Origin of the sequence: Roseobacter ponti (assembly GCF_012932215.1) — a bacterium.
GTDB lineage: Bacteria > Pseudomonadota > Alphaproteobacteria > Rhodobacterales > Rhodobacteraceae > Roseobacter > Roseobacter ponti.
This window is the reverse complement of the sequence record NZ_CP048788.1, coordinates 2019037-2036702: the sequence shown is the minus strand read 5'-3', so window position 1 is coordinate 2036702 and position 17666 is coordinate 2019037. Positions and strand designations below refer to the sequence as shown.

The 17666-nt window shown below is 59.5% G+C and carries 17 protein-coding genes; 6 read left to right on the top strand and 11 right to left on the bottom strand.

What is annotated here, in order from left to right; translation table 11 throughout:
* Nucleotides 1-51: 51 nt before the first annotated feature.
* Nucleotides 52-1458 carry an amidase gene (locus G3256_RS09750; RefSeq protein WP_281359581.1) on the top strand — a complete coding sequence of 469 codons (1407 nt, stop codon included), beginning with the start codon at nucleotides 52-54 and terminating at the stop codon, nucleotides 1456-1458.
* Between the two features lie 28 nt (nucleotides 1459-1486).
* Entirely contained in the window at nucleotides 1487-2272 is a 786-nt protein-coding gene (locus G3256_RS09745) for a DUF2189 domain-containing protein (protein ID WP_169640635.1), read from the top strand.
* Here G3256_RS09745 and G3256_RS09740 read toward each other — a convergent pair.
* The 3 genes from G3256_RS09740 to G3256_RS09730 form a co-directional block, all read right to left on the bottom strand.
* Complete coding sequence (locus G3256_RS09740) at nucleotides 2254-2490, bottom strand: hypothetical protein (protein ID WP_169640634.1); 237 nt, start codon at nucleotides 2488-2490, stop codon at nucleotides 2254-2256. The genes G3256_RS09745 and G3256_RS09740 overlap by 19 nt on opposite strands.
* Complete coding sequence (locus tag G3256_RS09735) at nucleotides 2487-3647, bottom strand: aromatic ring-hydroxylating oxygenase subunit alpha (protein ID WP_169640633.1); 1161 nt, start codon at nucleotides 3645-3647, stop codon at nucleotides 2487-2489. Before G3256_RS09735 ends, G3256_RS09740 begins: the two co-directional genes overlap by 4 nt.
* Before the next feature lie 106 nt (nucleotides 3648-3753).
* Complete coding sequence (locus tag G3256_RS09730; protein WP_169640632.1) at nucleotides 3754-4551, bottom strand: helix-turn-helix domain-containing protein; 798 nt, start codon at nucleotides 4549-4551, stop codon at nucleotides 3754-3756.
* Between the two features lie 235 nt (nucleotides 4552-4786).
* On the opposite strand from G3256_RS09730, the gene G3256_RS09725 reads away from it, so the two are divergent.
* Nucleotides 4787-5134 carry a hypothetical protein gene (locus tag G3256_RS09725; protein WP_169640631.1) on the top strand — a complete coding sequence of 116 codons (348 nt, stop codon included), beginning with the start codon at nucleotides 4787-4789 and terminating at the stop codon, nucleotides 5132-5134.
* Between the two features lie 20 nt (nucleotides 5135-5154).
* Here G3256_RS09725 and ilvN read toward each other — a convergent pair whose 3' ends face one another.
* The 4 genes from ilvN to G3256_RS09705 all read right to left on the bottom strand — a co-directional run bounded on the left by ilvN (nucleotide 5155) and on the right by G3256_RS09705 (nucleotide 10138).
* Entirely contained in the window at nucleotides 5155-5715 is a 561-nt protein-coding gene (gene ilvN / locus G3256_RS09720; RefSeq protein ID WP_169640630.1) for an acetolactate synthase small subunit, read from the bottom strand.
* Between the two features lie 73 nt (nucleotides 5716-5788).
* Nucleotides 5789-7540, bottom strand: coding sequence for an acetolactate synthase 3 large subunit (locus G3256_RS09715; protein WP_169640629.1), 1752 nt, complete (start codon nucleotides 7538-7540; stop codon nucleotides 5789-5791).
* A 523-nt stretch (nucleotides 7541-8063) separates the two neighbouring features.
* Entirely contained in the window at nucleotides 8064-8714 is a 651-nt protein-coding gene (locus tag G3256_RS09710; protein WP_169640628.1) for a response regulator, read from the bottom strand.
* Complete coding sequence (locus G3256_RS09705) at nucleotides 8711-10138, bottom strand: cache domain-containing protein (protein WP_425501556.1); 1428 nt, start codon at nucleotides 10136-10138, stop codon at nucleotides 8711-8713. Before G3256_RS09705 ends, G3256_RS09710 begins: the two co-directional genes overlap by 4 nt.
* Before the next feature lie 239 nt (nucleotides 10139-10377).
* Between G3256_RS09705 and G3256_RS09700 the strand changes: the two genes are divergently transcribed.
* The 3 genes from G3256_RS09700 (at nucleotide 10378) to G3256_RS09690 (ending at nucleotide 14927) form a co-directional block, all read left to right on the top strand.
* Nucleotides 10378-11466: a TRAP transporter substrate-binding protein gene (locus G3256_RS09700; RefSeq protein WP_169640627.1), complete on the top strand. Its 1089-nt coding sequence runs from the start codon at nucleotides 10378-10380 to the stop codon at nucleotides 11464-11466.
* A 119-nt stretch (nucleotides 11467-11585) separates the two neighbouring features.
* Nucleotides 11586-12509, top strand: coding sequence for a TRAP transporter small permease subunit (locus G3256_RS09695; protein ID WP_169640626.1), 924 nt, complete (start codon nucleotides 11586-11588; stop codon nucleotides 12507-12509).
* Between the two features lie 63 nt (nucleotides 12510-12572).
* Nucleotides 12573-14927 carry a TRAP transporter large permease subunit gene (locus tag G3256_RS09690; RefSeq protein WP_169640625.1) on the top strand — a complete coding sequence of 785 codons (2355 nt, stop codon included), beginning with the start codon at nucleotides 12573-12575 and terminating at the stop codon, nucleotides 14925-14927.
* A 120-nt stretch (nucleotides 14928-15047) separates the two neighbouring features.
* Here G3256_RS09690 and G3256_RS09685 read toward each other — a convergent pair whose 3' ends face one another.
* The 4 genes from G3256_RS09685 to G3256_RS09670 all read right to left on the bottom strand — a co-directional run bounded on the left by G3256_RS09685 (nucleotide 15048) and on the right by G3256_RS09670 (nucleotide 17661).
* A complete protein-coding gene (locus tag G3256_RS09685; protein WP_169640624.1) occupies nucleotides 15048-15800 on the bottom strand; it encodes an SDR family NAD(P)-dependent oxidoreductase in 753 nt (250 codons plus the stop codon).
* Between the two features lie 54 nt (nucleotides 15801-15854).
* On the bottom strand, nucleotides 15855-16673 hold the full coding sequence (locus tag G3256_RS09680) for an arginyltransferase (RefSeq protein ID WP_169640623.1): 819 nt from the start codon (nucleotides 16671-16673) through the stop codon (nucleotides 15855-15857).
* A 70-nt stretch (nucleotides 16674-16743) separates the two neighbouring features.
* The gene (locus G3256_RS09675) at nucleotides 16744-17184 is read right to left on the bottom strand and encodes an RDD family protein (RefSeq protein WP_169640622.1); all 441 of its coding nucleotides are present in this window, start codon (nucleotides 17182-17184) and stop codon (nucleotides 16744-16746) included.
* 60 nt (nucleotides 17185-17244) lie between these two features.
* The gene (locus G3256_RS09670; RefSeq protein ID WP_169640621.1) at nucleotides 17245-17661 is read right to left on the bottom strand and encodes a DUF2852 domain-containing protein; all 417 of its coding nucleotides are present in this window, start codon (nucleotides 17659-17661) and stop codon (nucleotides 17245-17247) included.
* Between the last annotated feature and the right edge of the window lie 5 nt (nucleotides 17662-17666).

The window sequence follows — 17666 nt, the reverse complement described above, 5'->3', positions numbered from 1 at the left end:
GGAGTTTGTCACGCCGGAAGGCACTTTGCCGGCCGCGCGCGGGGCAGCCCGGTGATCTGCGGCCGGGACGCGCTTGATCTCAGTGCTGCTATTGCGCGTCGGGAGATGAGCGCCGAAGAGGTGATGCGGGCGACGCTGTGCCGGGTGGCTGAAGTGAACGGTGCGGTGAACGCGATCGTGTCACTGCGGGAGGAAGGCGCGCTGCTGGCCGAGGCGCGCGCGGCTGACGCGGGAGCGCCAAAAGGCTGGCTGCACGGCATTCCCCTCGCGATCAAAGATCTCGTCAATGTCGCGGGGCTGCCCACGTCAAAAGGATCCCCGCTTTTTGCCGGAGAAATCGCGCAGACGAATGATCTGATTGTAGAGCGCATGCGCGCCGCCGGCGCGATCGTCATCGGCAAAACCAACACGCCCGAGTTTGGCCTCGGCAGCCATACATTCAATCCGGTGCATGGTACGACCCGAAACCCCTATGATCTTACAAAATCGGCCGGAGGGTCGTCGGGCGGTGCGGCGGCGGCCCTGGCCACGGGAATGGTTTGTCTGGCCGACGGCTCGGACATGATGGGCTCGCTCCGCAACCCGGCGGCCTGGAATAACGTTTACGGTCTGCGGCCCACCTGGGGTCTGGTGCCGGATGAGCCGGGCGGTCAGGCTTTTACCGACGATCTGTCCACCGACGGGCCGATGGCGCGCAGCCCCGCCGATCTGGCCGCACTGCTCGATACGCTCGCCGGGCCCGACCCGCGCGTGCCCTTTGGCCGGGCGCACACAGCGGTGCTGCCTCAGATTGACCGGCTGACGGGCACCCCGAGGCTCGGATGGCTGGGTGACTGGGGCGGTGCGCTCGCCTTTGAGGCGGGGATATCTGGTTTCTGCGCTGCCGCACTGGAGGATATGTCGGGGCTCGGCTGGGATATTGAGGACATCGCTCCCCCGTTCAGTTCTGATGCGCTCTGGCAAAGCTGGGAGCAGCTGCGCGCGCACTCTCACGCCATGCGACGGCGCGCGGATTTTGATGATCCGGCCCGGCGCGCGCATCTGAAGGACGCGATGCTTTGGGAAATTGCCAGGGGCCGGGCGCTGTCGGCCGAAGCGGTCTGGGACGCGCATATGATCCGGTCCGACTGGTACCGCTGCGCTATGGCGCTTTTTGAACGGTTTGATGTTCTGGTGTTACCCTCGGCACAGCTCTGGCCCTTTGATGCGGATCTGGAATATCCCGCAGAGATCGCCGGTGTGACAATGGACACCTATCACCGCTGGATGCAGGTGGTGGTGCCGGCCTCGCTGATCGGCCTGCCGGCTGTGGCCGTGCCCTGCGGGTTCGGCCCGCAGGGTCTGCCGATGGGCGTACAACTGATCGGGCATCCTGGCAGCGACGCTCATCTTCTGCAGATCGCGCAGCGCTGGCATCAGGCAACCGGCTGGCCGCAAAAACGCCCCGCTATGGTATAACCGCATCAGGGGAAAGGAGGGATTCGTCATGACCACACTGACACAGGAACCACACCAGCGCATGGGCGTGCCCGGGATGCGCCCGGCCACGTTTTCCGACATCCGGACAGCGCTGCGCCGGGGGCTGCGGGATTTTGTAAAGCATCCTGTTTACGGAATCGTCTTTGGCACCTTTTACGCGCTCGCCGGCTGGGCCATGTGGGCGGTAACGGTGATGACGGGCCATACCTTCTGGCTGGTGCTGGCAGCCATCGGGTTTCCGCTGCTGGGGCCCTTTGCGGCGGTGGGGCTTTACGAAATTTCGCGACGCCTTGATGCCGGCCTGCCGATCACGCCGGGCGTGGTCTTTGGCGTTATCTGGCAGCAAAGGCTGCGCCAGCTGCCCTCGCTCTGCACCATGATGGTGGTGATATTCCTCTTCTGGTTTTTTCTCGGGCATATGATTTTCGCGCTCTTTATGGGCCTGAGCACCATGACGAATGTTTCATCTTCTTTTGATGTTTTTCTGACCCTGAACGGGCTGAGCATGCTGGCCTTCGGGACGCTTGTCGGCGCGGTTTTTGCGGTGCTGATCTTTGCCGTGGCCGTGATCGGCCTGCCGCTTCTGCTCGACCGGGAGGTGGATTTCATCACGGCGATGATCACCAGTTTCGGCGCGGTGCGGGCGGCTCCTCTGGTCATGCTGAGCTGGGCTGCGGTGATCGCGGTTCTGACGTTTGCCGCTCTGCTGCCTGGGTTTCTGGGGTTGCTGGTTGTGCTGCCGGTGCTCGGGCACGCGTCCTGGCACCTCTACCGTCAGCTCTCCGGGGACTGAGGGGCAGGGGTCTCGCGCCCCATTGACACCAGACGGGCACGCAGGGCACCGGCCGCGCCGTGGCCCAGTTCGAGCCCGTAGATATAGGCCTGCGTCAGATAGAAACCTGCGGCATCGTCATCCGCCGCCTGATCTGCCGCTTCTGTGTAGAGCGTTACCAGTGCTGTCTGATCTCCAGCCTCATGCGCCGCCAGCAGCCGCGCATCCAGCGTGCTCATTCAGCGGCCCGGGCCGCAGCACGGCGTTCCGACACGCGGCCTGCAACCCAGTCATGGAAAAGATGCGTCGGCCCGTCCATCGCAGGCGAAAAACGTCCCCCGTCGAAACCCGGCGCGCTGCGGCCGCGCTGCATCCCTTCAACCGCCATGATGTCTTCTTCAAAGACCCCGGCCCAGAGCTCTGCATTTTTTGCGCACATGGCCGGGGATACTTCCGGCTGGGCATAATAAAGATGTGCCGTTTCGATCGTGCGGTCCACGCCGCGCGGATCAAGGATGATCGCGAACATATGATCACGCTGCACACCGACCATCACATTGGGCAGAAAAGTAACGTATTCACCGGCCGTTTGCCATTTCTCTGACAGGCCGGGAAAATCGGGGAACACCTCGCCGTCCTCCCCTTTGAGCTGGCGGTAGACATGCGTGCCCTGGCCCGAAAAGCCGCCCGGCAGCTCAATGTGGTAATGATCCTCAAGCCGCGAGTATGAATTCAGACCGGGGTGCACCCAGGGCAGGTGATAGCTCTCGCAATAGTTTTCGACGATGAGCTTCCAGTTGGTCTTCAGATCGAACCGGATGATGCTGTCGGCACCACCGTGATACATCGGGACGTCGAACTCTTTCCAGCGCTCCAGCAGCGGGCCGAAAGCGTCCTCAAACGGCGCCGCGGTACCCGAGATATTCACAAAAACGAGGTCGTTCCAGATATGGCTGCGCACTTCTATCAGGCCGAGCGTTTCCTTATCGATCGCTTCATGGCGGTTCTGACCGGGGCCGCCCACATGCGGAGTGCTGACGAGACGGCCTTCGGTGCTGTAACACCAGCTGTGATAAGGACAGCGGATTGCCCCTTCGATCTTACGCGGCTCAGTTACAAGGATCATGCCCCGGTGCCGGCAGATGTTCTGAAATACGCGAAGCCCGCCGGCGCGGTCGCGGACCATCAGCAGCGGCATTCCGAGAAAATCGAGCGGTAGCGCGTCACCGGGCTCCGGGACATCAGCCCCGGTACCAAGTCCCGCCCATCCCTCAATCAGAAGTGCGTGCTTTTCTTCATCAAAGACCTGCGGATCCGTGTAATGCGCATTTGGCAGACCATTTGCCTGTTCAATCGGGCGACGCACAGTGGTGAGATCGGTAAGGTTGTCAGTCACGGCAGCACACTCCTCTGATGATCAGAAAAGCGTACACAGATTCACACTGCGTGCAGTGTTTAAAGCGACCTGAGTTTTCCGGCGACGACACCGGGTTCAGCGCGCGTCAGCGGAAAATATCGTTGGGCTGCAAAAGCCGCTGATGGAAAGGCATCAGCTCTTCAAGCGAGCAGAAACCACCCTGACGTGCGGCCTGCATGATCCGGGAACGGTTGCGTCCCAGATGCTCATATACCAGACGCGTCATACGCGGCGCGGAGGAGGTTTCCCGCACCGTGCGCGCGACATAACCGACCCAGTAGTTGTTTTCAAAAGAGTTGACCCGCGAAAGATAATTGAAAGACGCGGTCATCCCGTGACGCCGCATGACCGTCGTGGCAACCCCGTCTTCCAGACGCATGACAAGGCCACGGTATTCGCGGGCGCTGGGATCAGAGGGAATGCCCTGCATGGCCAGTGCGATGCGCGGTTCATACCCGCGCAGATAGGTTTTGCCGTCATCACGCCTGACCTGAACGAGGCCGCGGACAAATTCGTTCTGCTTTACAAAGCTGCGGCGTGAAAAGAGGTAAAAGCCCGACGGAAACATGTCTTCAGGCACAGTTTGCACTGCATCGGCCATGAAATCCTTCATGTACATGCCAGACACCAGACCGCCATCCATCCCGATCTCGGCAACCGGTTCCAGCAGGACACGGGCATCGACAGAAAAGAAGTCGCAGATTCGCGACAACACATCCGGGCGCGGAAAGCTCTCGCCGCTCAGATACCGGTTAAACTGGGTCCGGTTGATTCCCAGGTCGCGGGATAAGGCAGAGATCGACGGGTAATCGCGGGCCAGAAAACGCAGGTTTTCACCGAACATATTGCGCAGCTGCGCCGGTGTGGGTGTCAGGGAAGACATTGCGTTCGCTCACTTTTTGCCGGCACGCCCTGTGTTTCGTTATGCGAAACAGACACGCTTCGATTAATCAAATATTAATGGTATGACGCTGAATGGCATCAGGAAGAGTTCGCAATTGTGTCAACTGTAATCAACGAAGACACAAAATCCAAGCGTGCGCAGGTAATTTTCTGTGGGGAATACGGTTAACAGTTTGCTACCGTAGGTTGGTAACTAACGGATTGGAACGTAGGTAATGCTTGGGGTAGTACTTTGGAGCGATCCATCAGACCGCAAAGCGGTCATCTGGTGCGAAGATCAGGGGGACCTGGCATTTCTGAATGCGCCGGATGATGTCCTTTCAAAGGACGATTTTTTTGATGCGGGCGATCTGGTCCAGTTTGATATGGACGAATTGTCGTCATTGAGACGCGTTCAGAACCCGCGGCTGCTGCTGGAGCAGGCGGGAGCAGACCTGCCTGAAGCTCTGAAGCGGCGCAGCAGGTCTTTTGCGGCGCGCCCCGAAGGACCCGCCGAAGTTATTTCGTTTTCAAGATATGAGGCATCCGCCGGTCGACCGCGACGCAGGGTGTCGCAGGCCTGATCCGTCGCGACGTGCCCTGTTCAGCCGCCCCGTGACAGGGCAGCCACACCGGTGCGCGCCACATCCGTGAGGCCGAGAGGCCGCATAAGTTCGGCAAATGCATCGATTTTATCCGGTGCGCCGGTGATCTCGAAGATGAAGCTTTCGAGCGTGCTGTCCACGACATTGGCCCGGAAAATATCCGCAAGGCGCAGCGCCTCGACGCGTTTGTCGCCGGTACCCGACACTTTGAACATTGCCAGCTCGCGCTCGACCGAGGCACCCTCGACGGTCAGATCGTGCACGTCATGAACGGTTACGATCCGGCCAAGCTGTGCTTTGATCTGCTCGATCACCTGCGGCGTGCCTGACGTAACGATGGTGATCCGGCTCAGATGCCCGGTGTGATCCACCTCGGCGACGGTCAGGCTGTCGATGTTATAGCCACGCCCGGAGAAAAGCCCGATCACGCGCGCCAGAACACCGGGTTCGTTTTCAACCAGCACCGCCAGGGTGTGGCGTTCAACGACATCCGAAAAGGTCGGACGAAGGTTATAAGCGGAATGGCTGGTGGCGCCTTTTTTAATCTTCAGTGCGGACATTTTGATGGCCTTTCAGTTTCTTTCGGGCCGCCCCGTATTTCAGGGACGCGCCGTTATCTTTGGTCCTGCGGGATCAGACCATCACCGCGCCGTCGGCCTTGATCACGCCTTTGGTGCTCGCCTCGCCCAGCAGCATCTCGTTGTGCGCTTTGCCCGAGGGGATCATCGGAAAGCAGTTCTCGTGCTTTTCCACCAGACAGTCGAAAATCACCGGCCCGTCGTGATTGATCATCTCCATGATTGCATCGTCGAGATCGGCAGGGTCAGAACAGATGATACCCTTCGCGCCAAAGGCTTCGGCCAGCTTCACGAAATCGGGCAGGGCCTCTGACCAGCTTTGCGAATAACGTTCACCGTGCAGCAACTCCTGCCACTGGCGCACCATACCAAGACGTTCGTTGTTCAGGATGAACTGTTTGACCGGCAGGTTGTACTGCACCGCGGTGCCCATTTCCTGCATGTTCATCAGCCAGGACGCCTCACCGGCCACATTGATGACCAGCGCGTCGCGATGTGCCATCTGCACGCCGATCGAGGCCGGAAAGCCATACCCCATGGTGCCAAGGCCACCTGAGGTCATCCACCGGTTCGGGTCTTCAAACCCGAGATACTGCGCGGCCCACATCTGGTGCTGACCCACTTCGGTGCAGACATAACGGTCGTGATCCTTGGTGAGTGCCTCGAGCCGTGCCAGCGCGTACTGTGGCTTGATCGTCTTACCGGCCTGGGTGAATTTCAGGCAGTCAACGGCCTTCCATTCCTCAATCTTTTTCCACCATTTCGCCAGCGCCTCGGAATTGGTTTTGCGCCCGCGCGATTTCCAGACCTTCAGGATGTCTTCCAGAACATGAGCCACATCGCCGACAATCGGGATGTCCGCCTTGATCACCTTGTTGATAGACGATGGGTCGATATCGATATGCGCTTTCACGGATTTCGGGCTGAAGGCATCGACTCGCCCGGTAATCCGGTCGTCAAAGCGCGCACCGATGTTTATCATCAGATCGCAGTCATGCATCGCCATATTGGCCTGATAAAGCCCGTGCATGCCCAGCATGCCCAGCCATTTGTCACCCGACGCCGGATAAGACCCGAGCCCCATCAGAGTCGAGGTTACCGGAAACCCGGTCGCGTCAATCAGCTCGCGCAGCAGCTGGCTCGCCGCCGGGCCCGAATTGATCACGCCACCACCGGTATAGAATACCGGACGTTTGGCTTTTTCGATCGCGGCGACAAGCTCGGTGATCTCTTCCATGTCGCCCTTCAGCACCGGCTGATAATGCGAGGTGGAGGGTTTCGGCGCGTGATAGCTGCCGGTGGCAAACTGAACATCCTTAGGGATATCCACGAGAACCGGTCCGGGACGACCGCTGGTCGCCACATGAAACGCCTCATGCAGTACGCCCGGCAACGCGTCTGTTTCTTTCACCAGCCAGTTGTGTTTGGTGCAGGGACGCGTGATGCCAACCGTGTCGGCTTCCTGAAACGCATCAGAGCCGATCATGAAGGTCGGCACCTGGCCTGTGAGAACAACAATCGGGATCGAATCCATCAAAGCATCGGTCAGGCCGGTCACCGCATTTGTGGCGCCGGGCCCGGAGGTCACGATCACAACGCCAGGACGGCCTGTGGCACGCGCATATCCTTCGGCGGCATGCACGGCACCCTGTTCGTGGCGCACGAGAATGTGCCGGATCGCGTTCTGCTGAAAGACCTCGTCATAGATCGGCAGCACGGCGCCACCGGGATAGCCAAAGACGGTGTCCACGCCCTGATCAATCAGCGCCTGGACAATCATTTTCGCACCGGACATTTGCCGTGTCATATCTCTCAACTCCGTACCGGCCTGCCATCAGGCCTGATTTCGTTTGCGCATAAAAAAGCCCCCGGTTGTGGCGGGGGCGCATGGGTCAGACTATGGTCTTACCGTCACCGGCCCATGCGCGTGTCTCCTACAATGACGACCAGGTCGGTCATAGCTCTGTGGCTCCTTCATGCCCGCGCGACATTAGGAGGGCCGGGCAGGGGCGTCAACACCCATTCGGGCAAAATTTATGTCGGCAGGGCATTAATTTTCGACATTATCTTTCGTTTTTTGGTTTAGCTGCGACATTAACGCGAATAATCCGGCCGCTTTGAGACCCCGGCGCTTTATAGATGTGGTCTCAGGCGAAGGCGCCGGCGCGTTCAGCAGAAATCGTCTCCTCCGGTGCTGCAGTCCGCTGCCGGGCGCCAACGTTCTGTGAGAGGATGAAGTCAGACCACTCCGGCAGGACTGCAGTGCCAGCTGCCTGGCACGGGCCGACACGGGCGGAGCGTTTAGATGATCGCCCGCGCCCGGGGATCTGTCAGAGGCTGACGCCCGTACCCTGCAGCACGCCGTGCTCCAGCGCATAGCGGGTCAGCCCCGCAGTACTGGAAATGCCAAGTTTGCGTTTGATGTTTTTGCGGTGGGTCTCGACCGTGCGCACGGAAATATCCAGCGCCGTGGCTACCTCTTTGTTGGATCTGCCCTGTGCCAGTTGCAGAAGGATGGTCTGCTCGCGGCCCGTCAGGGCTTCTCTCCCATCGCGTTTGTCCGGGGCAATCGACCCGCGCGCACCGGTGCACAGATACTGCTGCCCGGCCATGACCGCATCGATGGCCTGTTTGATTTCATCTGTTGGCACATCTTTGAGAATATAGCCCATCGCACCGTGACTGAGCGCCGACGAGATATATTCCGGGCTGTCATGCATCGACAGCACCAGAATGCGGGTGCCAGGGCGGCGTTCCAGAACAATCTCCGTGGCGGTAAGCCCGCTCATATCCGGCATGTTCAGATCCATCAGGATCACATCCGGATTGAAGGCATCAAGCCCGTCAATGGCATCGCGCGCCGACTTGCAGCTGCCGGCCACCATCAGATCATCATAGCTCTCAAGGATCGACTGAATGCCCTCCGCCACCATCGGATGGTCATCGACGATCAGAATGCGGACAGGGGCGCTGGTGCTCATACAGGTGCTTTCTCGGGCTGTCGGGTATCGGGTTCCGGTGGCAGCAGGTGCGTCAGCGGCACGCTCGCCTCGATCACGGTGCCCCGGCCGTTGCGGGCGGTGCTGACCAGGAAAACGCCGTCGAGCTGTTCTACACGCTCCTGCATATTGCGCAGACCCATGCCGCCGGTTGCATTGCCGTCATCGGTGGTCATGCCGCGTCCGTTGTCTGAAATCCGCAGAGTAGCGCCACGTTTATGACCCCGCAGATCGACATTGACGCGCGTCGCCTGTGCGTGCCGCTCAATATTGGTCAGCGCCTCCTGGGCGATGCGGTAAAGGGCGATCCTCGCGTCCGGATCCAGACGGTTGCGAAAAACCACCGTTTCAAAAACCGTATCGATGCCTGTCCGGGCGCTGAACTCTTCGGTCAGGGTTCTGATCGCCGGGCCAAGGCCAAGATCGTCGAGGACGCCGGGGCGCAGATCGCGGCTGATACGGCGCACCTCGGAGATTGCCTCACCGAGGGAAGATATACCGCGTGCCAGCGGCTCTGCGGCACTGGCCTGGTCTTTGTCGATGCGCCGGCGTGCAGTGTCGAGCGCATAGCGCACGCCCACTAGAATCTGGCTGATCCCGTCATGAAGCTCGCGCGCTACCCGTCCGCGTTCTTCCTCCTGGGCATCAAGCACCCGCTGGGTGAGCTTTTTCAGTTTAACATCCGCCAGACGCCGCTCGCGGATATTGAGCCCCATACCGGTGAAAAACACCAGCAGCAGCGCCGCCAGAGCAATCACGCTGATATAGACGAAGGTCTGCTGCACCCGGTCCTCGACATCCGCCCTGGCAGAGGCGACCGAGGCCAGCACATCGTCGATATAGACGCCCGTTCCCACCGCCCATCGCCAGCTTGGAAAACTGGTGACGTAACTGATCATGCGCGCGTCTTCACCGGTCGAGGGTTTTGGCCAGAGATAGCTGTGATACCCGGCGCCCGATCGCGCAAGCCGGATGATCTCGTCGGTGATCGGCGTGCCCTCGCTGTCGGTCTGGCCCGACCAGTTGCGGTTGATCCGGTCGGTCTGGCGCGGGCTGACCAGCACGTTGCCGTCATAGTCATAAACGAAAAAGAACCCGTCTTCGCCATAGATCATGGCCGAAAGGATCTGTGCCACCTGGTCGCGGGCCTGCTGATCATCGGGCGCCGCATTGCCATAGATAAAGTAAAACCCGTTCCGGGCCTGGGTCACATAATTGCGAAGCTCGGCCTTTTTGGCCTCAATCAGCTGTACTTCCAGTGCCCGGATCTCGCGTTCGGCCAGGGCGCGGGACTGATGAGCCACCAGAAACGCAATCGCCGCCACCGCGGCGATCAGCGGTACAGTGGCCACAAGCGACAGTTTCTGCGCGTAACTGGGACGCGGAAGAGATGGCAGACGCATCATATTCATCTGGTACGTCGATTCCGGACAGAATCAAAGCGCCCAGCGACGCGATGCCGGGCCGGACACCCCCCTGCGCGGCAGAAAACCGAAAGAAAACCCGCTCAGGAACGGATTTACCGGCGGAAATACGTACTACCAGGTATTTCCAATCACTGCAGTTTTACTAATGTGGCCCGCACACAATGAAACCCGCCGGCATCTCTGCGCGCGCGGGATAATGATCTGGGAGGAGTATCTACATGGATCGTCGTTCATTTCTGAAGACATCTGCACTTGGCGGTTCCGCCGCAGCAGCCACAACGCTGGCAGCACCAGCATACGCACAGGGCAACCGAACCCTGACAATGGTCACATCCTGGCCCCGCGGCTTTGCCGTTCTGGATGACGCGGCCACGTATTTTGAGGAAATGGTCGGCGCGATGTCCGACGGCACCCTCACCATCGAGAAAAAAGCACCCGGCGAGCTTGTCGGCGCCTTTGAGGTTTTTGACGCGGTATCCTCCGGTCAGGCCGATCTCTATCACTCGGCTGACTACTACTTCATCGGTCAGCACCCGGGTTATGCCTATTTCACTGCTGTACCCTTTGGTGGCACTGCACAGGAAGTGACCAACTGGTATCACCACGGTGGCGGCCATGAGCTGCACAACGAACTGGGTGAAATCTTCAACCTGAAATCCTTCATCGCAGGCAACTCGGGCTCGCAGTCCGGTGGCTGGTTCCGCAAGGAAATAAACTCCGCCGAAGACTTCAACGGCCTGAAATTCCGGATGCCCGGTCTTGGCGGCAAGGTGCTGGGCGAGCTCGGTGCTTCCGTGCAGAACATCCCCGGCGGCGAACTTTACCAGGCGCTGAGCTCCGGTGCGCTGGACGGGCTGGAGTGGGTCGGTCCCTTCGCGGACGAACGCGCCGGCTTCCAGGAAGTTGCCAAAGTCTATTACACAGCCGGCTTCCACGAGCCGGGCTCCGCACTGGCGGCAGGTGTGAACCTCGACGTTTATAACGAACTGAGCCCTGCGCATCAGGCGATCATCACCAACGCGGCGATGGCGACCACGCACACCCAGCTGGCCGAAACACTGGCCAACAACGGTGCGGCTCTTGCGCGTCTGCAGGCTCAGGGCGTGAAAACCCTGCAGTTCCCGGATGATGTCTGGGATGCCTTCGGTGCCGCGTCCAAGAAAGTTATGGATGAGAACATGAGCGATGAGCTCTTCGCCAAAATCCGTGCCTCTTTCGAGGAATCGCTCGCACAAAGCTCCGACTGGCTGCTGAAATCTGACGGTTTCTACGTAGCACAGCGGAACCGCGTTCTGGCCAACGGCTGATCCGGCGTTAAGATAAAGCGGAGGGCGGCGGACCCGCCCTTCGCTTACAACTTGTGTCCCGCCAGGCCGGGACGGAAGATGCTCTGAGCCGGCACGCCGGCACCAGGGGAGGGGAAAACATGGAAAACGAAGCAGCCGCCGGCGGCAGTGCGGTCATCGATGGTGTGATCTGGTTTGTCTCGAACATCGGGATGGCCTTTTACAATTTTTTCTATGCGCTGACACACCCGGCCCTTTGGCTCGACTGGTCAGACAAACAGGCCATCATGCGGTTCGTCTATTACGGCGGATCGGTGGAATTTTTCTTTGTCGTCTTCACTGCCTTCCTTGTGATGTTTGCCGTCGGCATATGGCGCGGCAATATCATGTGGGGCTATGTCCGCGTGCTCGAAGGTTTCGCCAACACCGTCGGTCGCTTTTTCGCCTGGGCCGGTCTGCTGATGGTTATCCAGCAGATCATCATCGTTTTCATGCAGCGTATTTTCACCCGACCGGACATCTCGTTCGGCTTCGGCATCCCGCTGCAGTTCGACATCAGCTGGTTTGCCGAAGAACTCAAACTCTATAACGCGCTCGTTGTATGCCTCTGCATGGCCTACACCTTTGTGCAGGGCGGGCATGTGCGGGTAGATCTGGTCTATTCGGCAGTGAAATTCCGTACCAAAAAGGTCATCGACATGTTCGGGGCCCTCTTTTTCATGATGCCGGTCGCGGTGCTGATCTGGCTCTACGGCTGGTTCTTCCTGTGGCGCCACCTGATTGTGCCCAACCCGTCCGCCTCTGACACACTGGACCGGTTGCTGAACAAATCGCGTGCTTTGCGCTGGAACGTAGAAACCATCGGCTTCAGCCCGAACGGGTTCAACGGCTATTTTCTCTTCAAGATACTCCTCTGTGCTTTCACCGCGATGGTGTTTCTGCAGGCGATGGCAATGTTCTTCCGGTCGTTTCAGGAATGGCGCGAAGGCGAGGAAAGCGAAAACAAATATCTCGACCGCGACACGCTGGGCGAGGGTGAAGAAGCGTACGAGGGTGCGCACTGAGCAATTTAGCGCGCAAAACGCGTGATGAGACCCGCCGGGTGCGGTGTTGAGGGGACGTAAGACATGTTTTTCGGACTGGACGGCGTAGAAGTCGGGCTGATCATCGTAGCAATCTGCCTCTTTGGCGGCATTCTGTCCGGCTTTCCGGTCGCTTTTGCGATCGCGGGTGCAGGGGTCATTTCCTTCGGGATTATTGCGGCGATGGACAGCGCCGGGCTGCTGATCCATCAGGCCATCGATACCAGCAGCCAGGTCTACCGCGATCTGGTCAATTCCGGTGTCAAAGCCGATGCCATTTCGATATTCAGGTATCCCGAGTTGCCGAGGATCGCAGAGCCCGTTTTCCCCTCGGGTTGGGAAGTAGCACTCGACCGCAACGTCTCCTTCGTCGTTAACCGCATGAACGAGCGGGTGCTGGCCGGTCAGTCCATCGAGACGCTCCTGGCGGTTCTGATGTTCGTTCTGATGGGCATTACCCTCGAACGATCCAAGATTGCCAACGACCTGCTGACCACTATGGCGCGTGTGTTTGGCCCGCTGCCGGGCGGTCTTGCAGTGTCCATCGTTGTTGTGGGTGCCTTTCTGGCGGCCTCCACCGGTATCGTCGGGGCGACGGTCGTAACCATGGGTCTGCTGGCCCTTCCCACCATGCTGCGCAACGGGTATTCGCCGGAGCTTTCTACCGGTGTGATCGCAGCCTCGGGCACCCTGGGGCAGATCATTCCACCCTCGATTGTCATCGTTCTGCTCGGCACGCTGGCAGGCGATCTTTATTCCGCAGCCCAGGAAAAACGTGCCGTTGCAGAAGGCTGCACAGATGCGCTGACCTATCTGGGGGAGCCTGCGGTGCTGTCGGTGGGTACGCTCTTTCAGGCGGCGCTGCTGCCGGGGATCCTGCTGGCACTGCTCTATGCGCTTTATGCCTTTGGCTATGCGCTGCTGAACCCTGACAAGGCGCCGGCGGTGCCCATGGGCAGCACCAATGCCGAACCCGTGACGCGCAATGAAGCCTTTACCTGGTTTCTCGGCGCGCCGGTTCTGATTATTGTCGGCACCGTCCTGCTGGGCAATCTGGGGATCATCGGCGATCAGAGCACGGCAGTGTCGCGGTATTCCGACATCGGTGAGAGCGCGTCACTGCGCACCAATGTCGGCGACGAGTGCAAAGCGTCGATGATCGAGTTGCACGGACAGGAGGCCTGGGACGCGGCACTGGCACAACAGACGGCCATCGACGATGCCGGCGGGGTACAGACCTCCGAGCGCCTGACCGAGGAAGAACTTGCGACCCTCCAGCAGGAAACCATCACAAATGCAGCACCCGTCGGCACCGGCGTCGCGGTGCTGCTGGTACTGACGACACTCTTTCTGACGACGGCACGGGGTGTGTCGCCCTCTGCCTCACCGCAGCCACTGATCATCGGGGCAGCAGGGGCAGTACTTGTTGTACTGGTCGATATCCTCTTTGTCAGACCCGATACGTCCCCTGGGATCACGGTGGTGATGATGCTGCTGCCATTTGCCCTGCTGATGTACGGGGTTGTGCATGCCACGAAAATCTGTGCGCGTAATGAACTCATCCGCGTGGTCTTTCCGCCGCTCATTCTGATCGTGGCGGTGCTGGGATCGATTCTTGGCGGGATCACCAACCCGACACCCGCCGCCGCTCTGGGCGCAGGTGGCGCGATCATGCTGGCGGCCTACCGCAAACTCACAGACATGGACCGGACACCAAAGGTCATTATCTGGTCCACCCTGGCGATCATTGTCTGCATCCTGGTGGGTATCAATTTCGATCTGCGCATCAATACAGAAGAAGTCGGCTTCGAGAACTGGTTTGCGTTCTTTGTGGCCTATGGCGCTTATCTTTATGCGCTCTTCGGGCTGCTCTTTTCGTGCTGGATCCTTTATACGTCCGGCGTTCTGAGCCCGGTGGTGCGTGAGACCGCCAAAGTGACCAGCATGGTCTTTACCATCCTGATCGGCTCGCAGCTGCTGAACCTCGTGGTGATCTCCTTTGGCGGCGAGCATTATATCCAGCAGTTCCTGAAGTCTTTCGACAACGAGTTCCAGGTCTTCCTGATCGTGATGCTGGTGCTCTTTGTGCTGGGCTTCGTGCTCGACTTTCTGGAGATCATCTACATCGTGATCCCGATTGTCGGACCGGTGATTTATGGCGGCACATTTGATCCCAAATGGGTGACGATCATGATTGCGGTAAACCTGCAGACGTCCTTCCTCACGCCGCCCTTTGGCTTTGCGCTCTTTTATCTGCGCGGTGTGGCACCAAAGGAGGTCACGACCGGTCATATCTATCGCGGCATCATCCCCTTTGTGCTCATTCAGGTGGCGGGTCTGGCGCTTTTGTGGACTTTCCCGAGCATCGTTACCATTGTGCCGGATCTGATCCCGAACTGACGGGCCACCTTTCAGTCAGGTCAAATGCAAGGGGGCCTTTCAGGCCCCCTTATTACATGCTCCGCCGGCCTGCGCGGCAGCGGTTGCACCTGAGAAACAGGGGATCGGGCGGTGGCGGCGTCAGCGCCGCAGAGCGGGCAGCCCCACCCCTGTGGCCTCAAAGCCACCATCTGCCGCAAGCACCTGGCCCGTGACATAGCTGGCCTGATCCGAGCACAGAAACGCTATACATTCCGCGATTTCGGTCTCCGTGCCATAGCGGTTCAGAGGGATGGCGTCATGGTAGGCATCAATGATGTCCTGACTGTGCACGGCCATGGCGAGTTTTGTACGCACCGGGCCGGGACAGATGCAGTTTGCCCGGATCCCGAATTCACCAAGTTCCGCGGCCTGCTGTCTGGTCAGCTGGATCACCCCCGCCTTTGAGGTTCCGTAGGCCACGCGCAGTGTTGAGGCCCGCAACCCGGAAATGGACGCGATATTCACCAGTGCCCCGCGGCTCTCTTTCAGGGCCGGCAGCGTCGCCTGAGACACCAGAAAAACGCCGTCCAGATTGGTCTTCATCACCCTGCGCCAACGGGCAAAATCTGTCTCGCCAATGGGGCCGAAATCCGCAACGCCGGCATTGTTGACCACTGCATCGATCCGGCCGAACGCCTCTGTGACGGCCACAGCCATTTCGCTGACGTCGTCCGGGTCCGAGACATCGCAGTAAAATGCCTTCGCCCCTTTGTCTGTGCCTATAGCAGCATCAAGGGCATCGCCGTCACGATCGATCATGGCCACACGCCAGTCCCTTGAGAGCAGCAGTTGCGAGGTGGCCAGCCCGATCCCGCGGGCGGCTCCGGTGATCAGAGCGACTTTGTTTTCCATATCCGGGGAAGTAGTCCGCGCGGCGTTTCAGGGCAATCCCGAAAGTGCCGGCGATCAGCCGGTCGGGCGGGTGTCGGGCAGATGAATATTGGCCACCTGCTCGGCAATCGGATCAGTGGAGAGCGGGTGCATGTCCGCATTGAAAGCCTCGGGGTCTTTGACCTTCTGCCAGCGTCCGCCGATATAGACCTCCAGCCCGGAGAAGTTGGATTTATAGCCCATCTTCTGGCTGCCGGGCACCCAGTAGCCGAGATAGACATAAGGCAGACCGGCATCACGTGCGATCTCTATATGATCAAGGATCATATAGGTGCCCAGAGAGCGCTTTGGCTCGTCCGGTGCATAAAAGGAATAGACCATACTCAACCCGTCAGAGAGCACATCAGTAAGGCTCACCCCGATCAGACCGGCCCGCGCAGGATCGAGGTATTCGACGACGCGGCTGCGGATCGGAGTTTCCTCGATCATCGCGGCGAACTCGAAGACGTCCATATCGGCCATACCGCCATCCGCATGGCGGCTGTCGAGATATGTGCGGAAGAGCTCGTACTGATCTTCCGAGGCCCAGGGCGAGGTCGCACGGCGCTCAACATCGGAGTTCCGGCGGCTGGTGCGTTTCTGGCTGCGCGAGGGGGCGTAGTCCTCGACACTGATCCGCGCGGAAAGGCAGGCCGAGCATTCGGCACAGGACGGGCGGTACAGAACGTTCTGAGAGCGACGGAAACCCTGCTGCGAAAGGCTGTCATTGAGCTTGTCCGCGCTCTCGCCCTGTAATGCCGTGAACAGCTTACGTTCCATCCGGCCCTCAAGATAAGGGCAGGGCTGGGGTGCCGTCACGTAGAACTGGGGCGCGATGGGAAGCGTGTGGCGCATGCGGGTCCGGTTTTGATTTCAGCCAGAATAGCAACTCGGACCCGCGCCGCCAAGCGCAACTTCAGGTAAATCAGCGCGCCAGCGCACGCCGGTTGAGCATCACGGTTCCAAGCACGTGATCCGTCAGTCCCTGACCCCGTTCGGTGGCGCCCATCATGATCACGGACATCACCTGAAAGACCGGCAGAAACCAGCTGAACGTATACCCCAGTGTGTGTGCAAAAGCGTGGCCTGCATCCAGCGGCGTACCATCCGCACGGCGCAGTTCGATCGAAAACAACCGCATGCCCCAGGTCGCCGAGCCGTTGGCCAGCGTCATTGTGCGATACCCAAAGCCTACGAAAAGAAACAGCAACGGGAAAAAGAAAACGCCGGTAAAGGCGGTAAAGGGCAGGATGATCAGGCATCCGAGCAGCGTGACGACCGCATCAACACCCCAGGCAAAGAGGCGCTTGAGCTGTACGTCTTTATAGAATTCAGGCTGTGTGGCGGGATCGGGCAGGATATTCATCGGGGGCCTTTATCATCAGATTGCAGAATGCCCCGCAGAGCGCGGGGCATTATCGGCGGGTCAGGTCTCGGTCGTGCGTGTTTCTGACCGGGGGCCGGCTTCTTCCATGAACTGGTCGAATTCGGCTTTATCCTTGGCATCCCTCAGACGTTCAAGGAATGCTTCGAACCGGTCCTGCTCTTCTTCGAGCCGCTTCAGCGTATCGCTTTTATAGGCGTCAAAAGCGGAGTTGCCGGTGGATTTCATGGTCTTAATGCTGTGACCCTGGCTCCAGGAACTGCGACAGGTATTTGCGAACATTCTCTTGCTCCAGATCATATACATCAGCAGGGCGAGGCCGACAGGCCAGAACAGGATAAAACTGAGCACCATGGCAGCGATCCACGCGCCTTTGCCCCTGTCATCAAGCCAGGCCTCTGCGCGTGCAAACCAGCCGGGCCGGCCCGGTGCCGTGGGGGTATGGGTGATCGTCGTCATAAGGG

Coding starts and splice junctions, on each gene's coding strand:
- G3256_RS09745 (WP_169640635.1), top strand. CDS start 1,487: ATGACCACACTGACACAGGAACCACACCAGCGCATGGGCGTGCCCGGG.
- G3256_RS09740 (WP_169640634.1), bottom strand. CDS start 2,490: ATGAGCACGCTGGATGCGCGGCTGCTGGCGGCGCATGAGGCTGGAGAT.
- G3256_RS09730 (WP_169640632.1), bottom strand. CDS start 4,551: ATGTCTTCCCTGACACCCACACCGGCGCAGCTGCGCAATATGTTCGGT.
- G3256_RS09725 (WP_169640631.1), top strand. CDS start 4,787: ATGCTTGGGGTAGTACTTTGGAGCGATCCATCAGACCGCAAAGCGGTC.
- ilvN (WP_169640630.1), bottom strand. CDS start 5,715: ATGTCCGCACTGAAGATTAAAAAAGGCGCCACCAGCCATTCCGCTTAT.
- G3256_RS09715 (WP_169640629.1), bottom strand. CDS start 7,540: ATGACACGGCAAATGTCCGGTGCGAAAATGATTGTCCAGGCGCTGATT.
- G3256_RS09710 (WP_169640628.1), bottom strand. CDS start 8,714: ATGAGCACCAGCGCCCCTGTCCGCATTCTGATCGTCGATGACCATCCG.
- G3256_RS09705 (WP_425501556.1), bottom strand. CDS start 10,138: ATGATGCGTCTGCCATCTCTTCCGCGTCCCAGTTACGCGCAGAAACTG.
- G3256_RS09700 (WP_169640627.1), top strand. CDS start 10,378: ATGGATCGTCGTTCATTTCTGAAGACATCTGCACTTGGCGGTTCCGCC.
- G3256_RS09695 (WP_169640626.1), top strand. CDS start 11,586: ATGGAAAACGAAGCAGCCGCCGGCGGCAGTGCGGTCATCGATGGTGTG.
- G3256_RS09690 (WP_169640625.1), top strand. CDS start 12,573: ATGTTTTTCGGACTGGACGGCGTAGAAGTCGGGCTGATCATCGTAGCA.
- G3256_RS09685 (WP_169640624.1), bottom strand. CDS start 15,800: ATGGAAAACAAAGTCGCTCTGATCACCGGAGCCGCCCGCGGGATCGGG.
- G3256_RS09680 (WP_169640623.1), bottom strand. CDS start 16,673: ATGCGCCACACGCTTCCCATCGCGCCCCAGTTCTACGTGACGGCACCC.
- G3256_RS09675 (WP_169640622.1), bottom strand. CDS start 17,184: ATGAATATCCTGCCCGATCCCGCCACACAGCCTGAATTCTATAAAGAC.
- G3256_RS09670 (WP_169640621.1), bottom strand. CDS start 17,661: ATGACGACGATCACCCATACCCCCACGGCACCGGGCCGGCCCGGCTGG.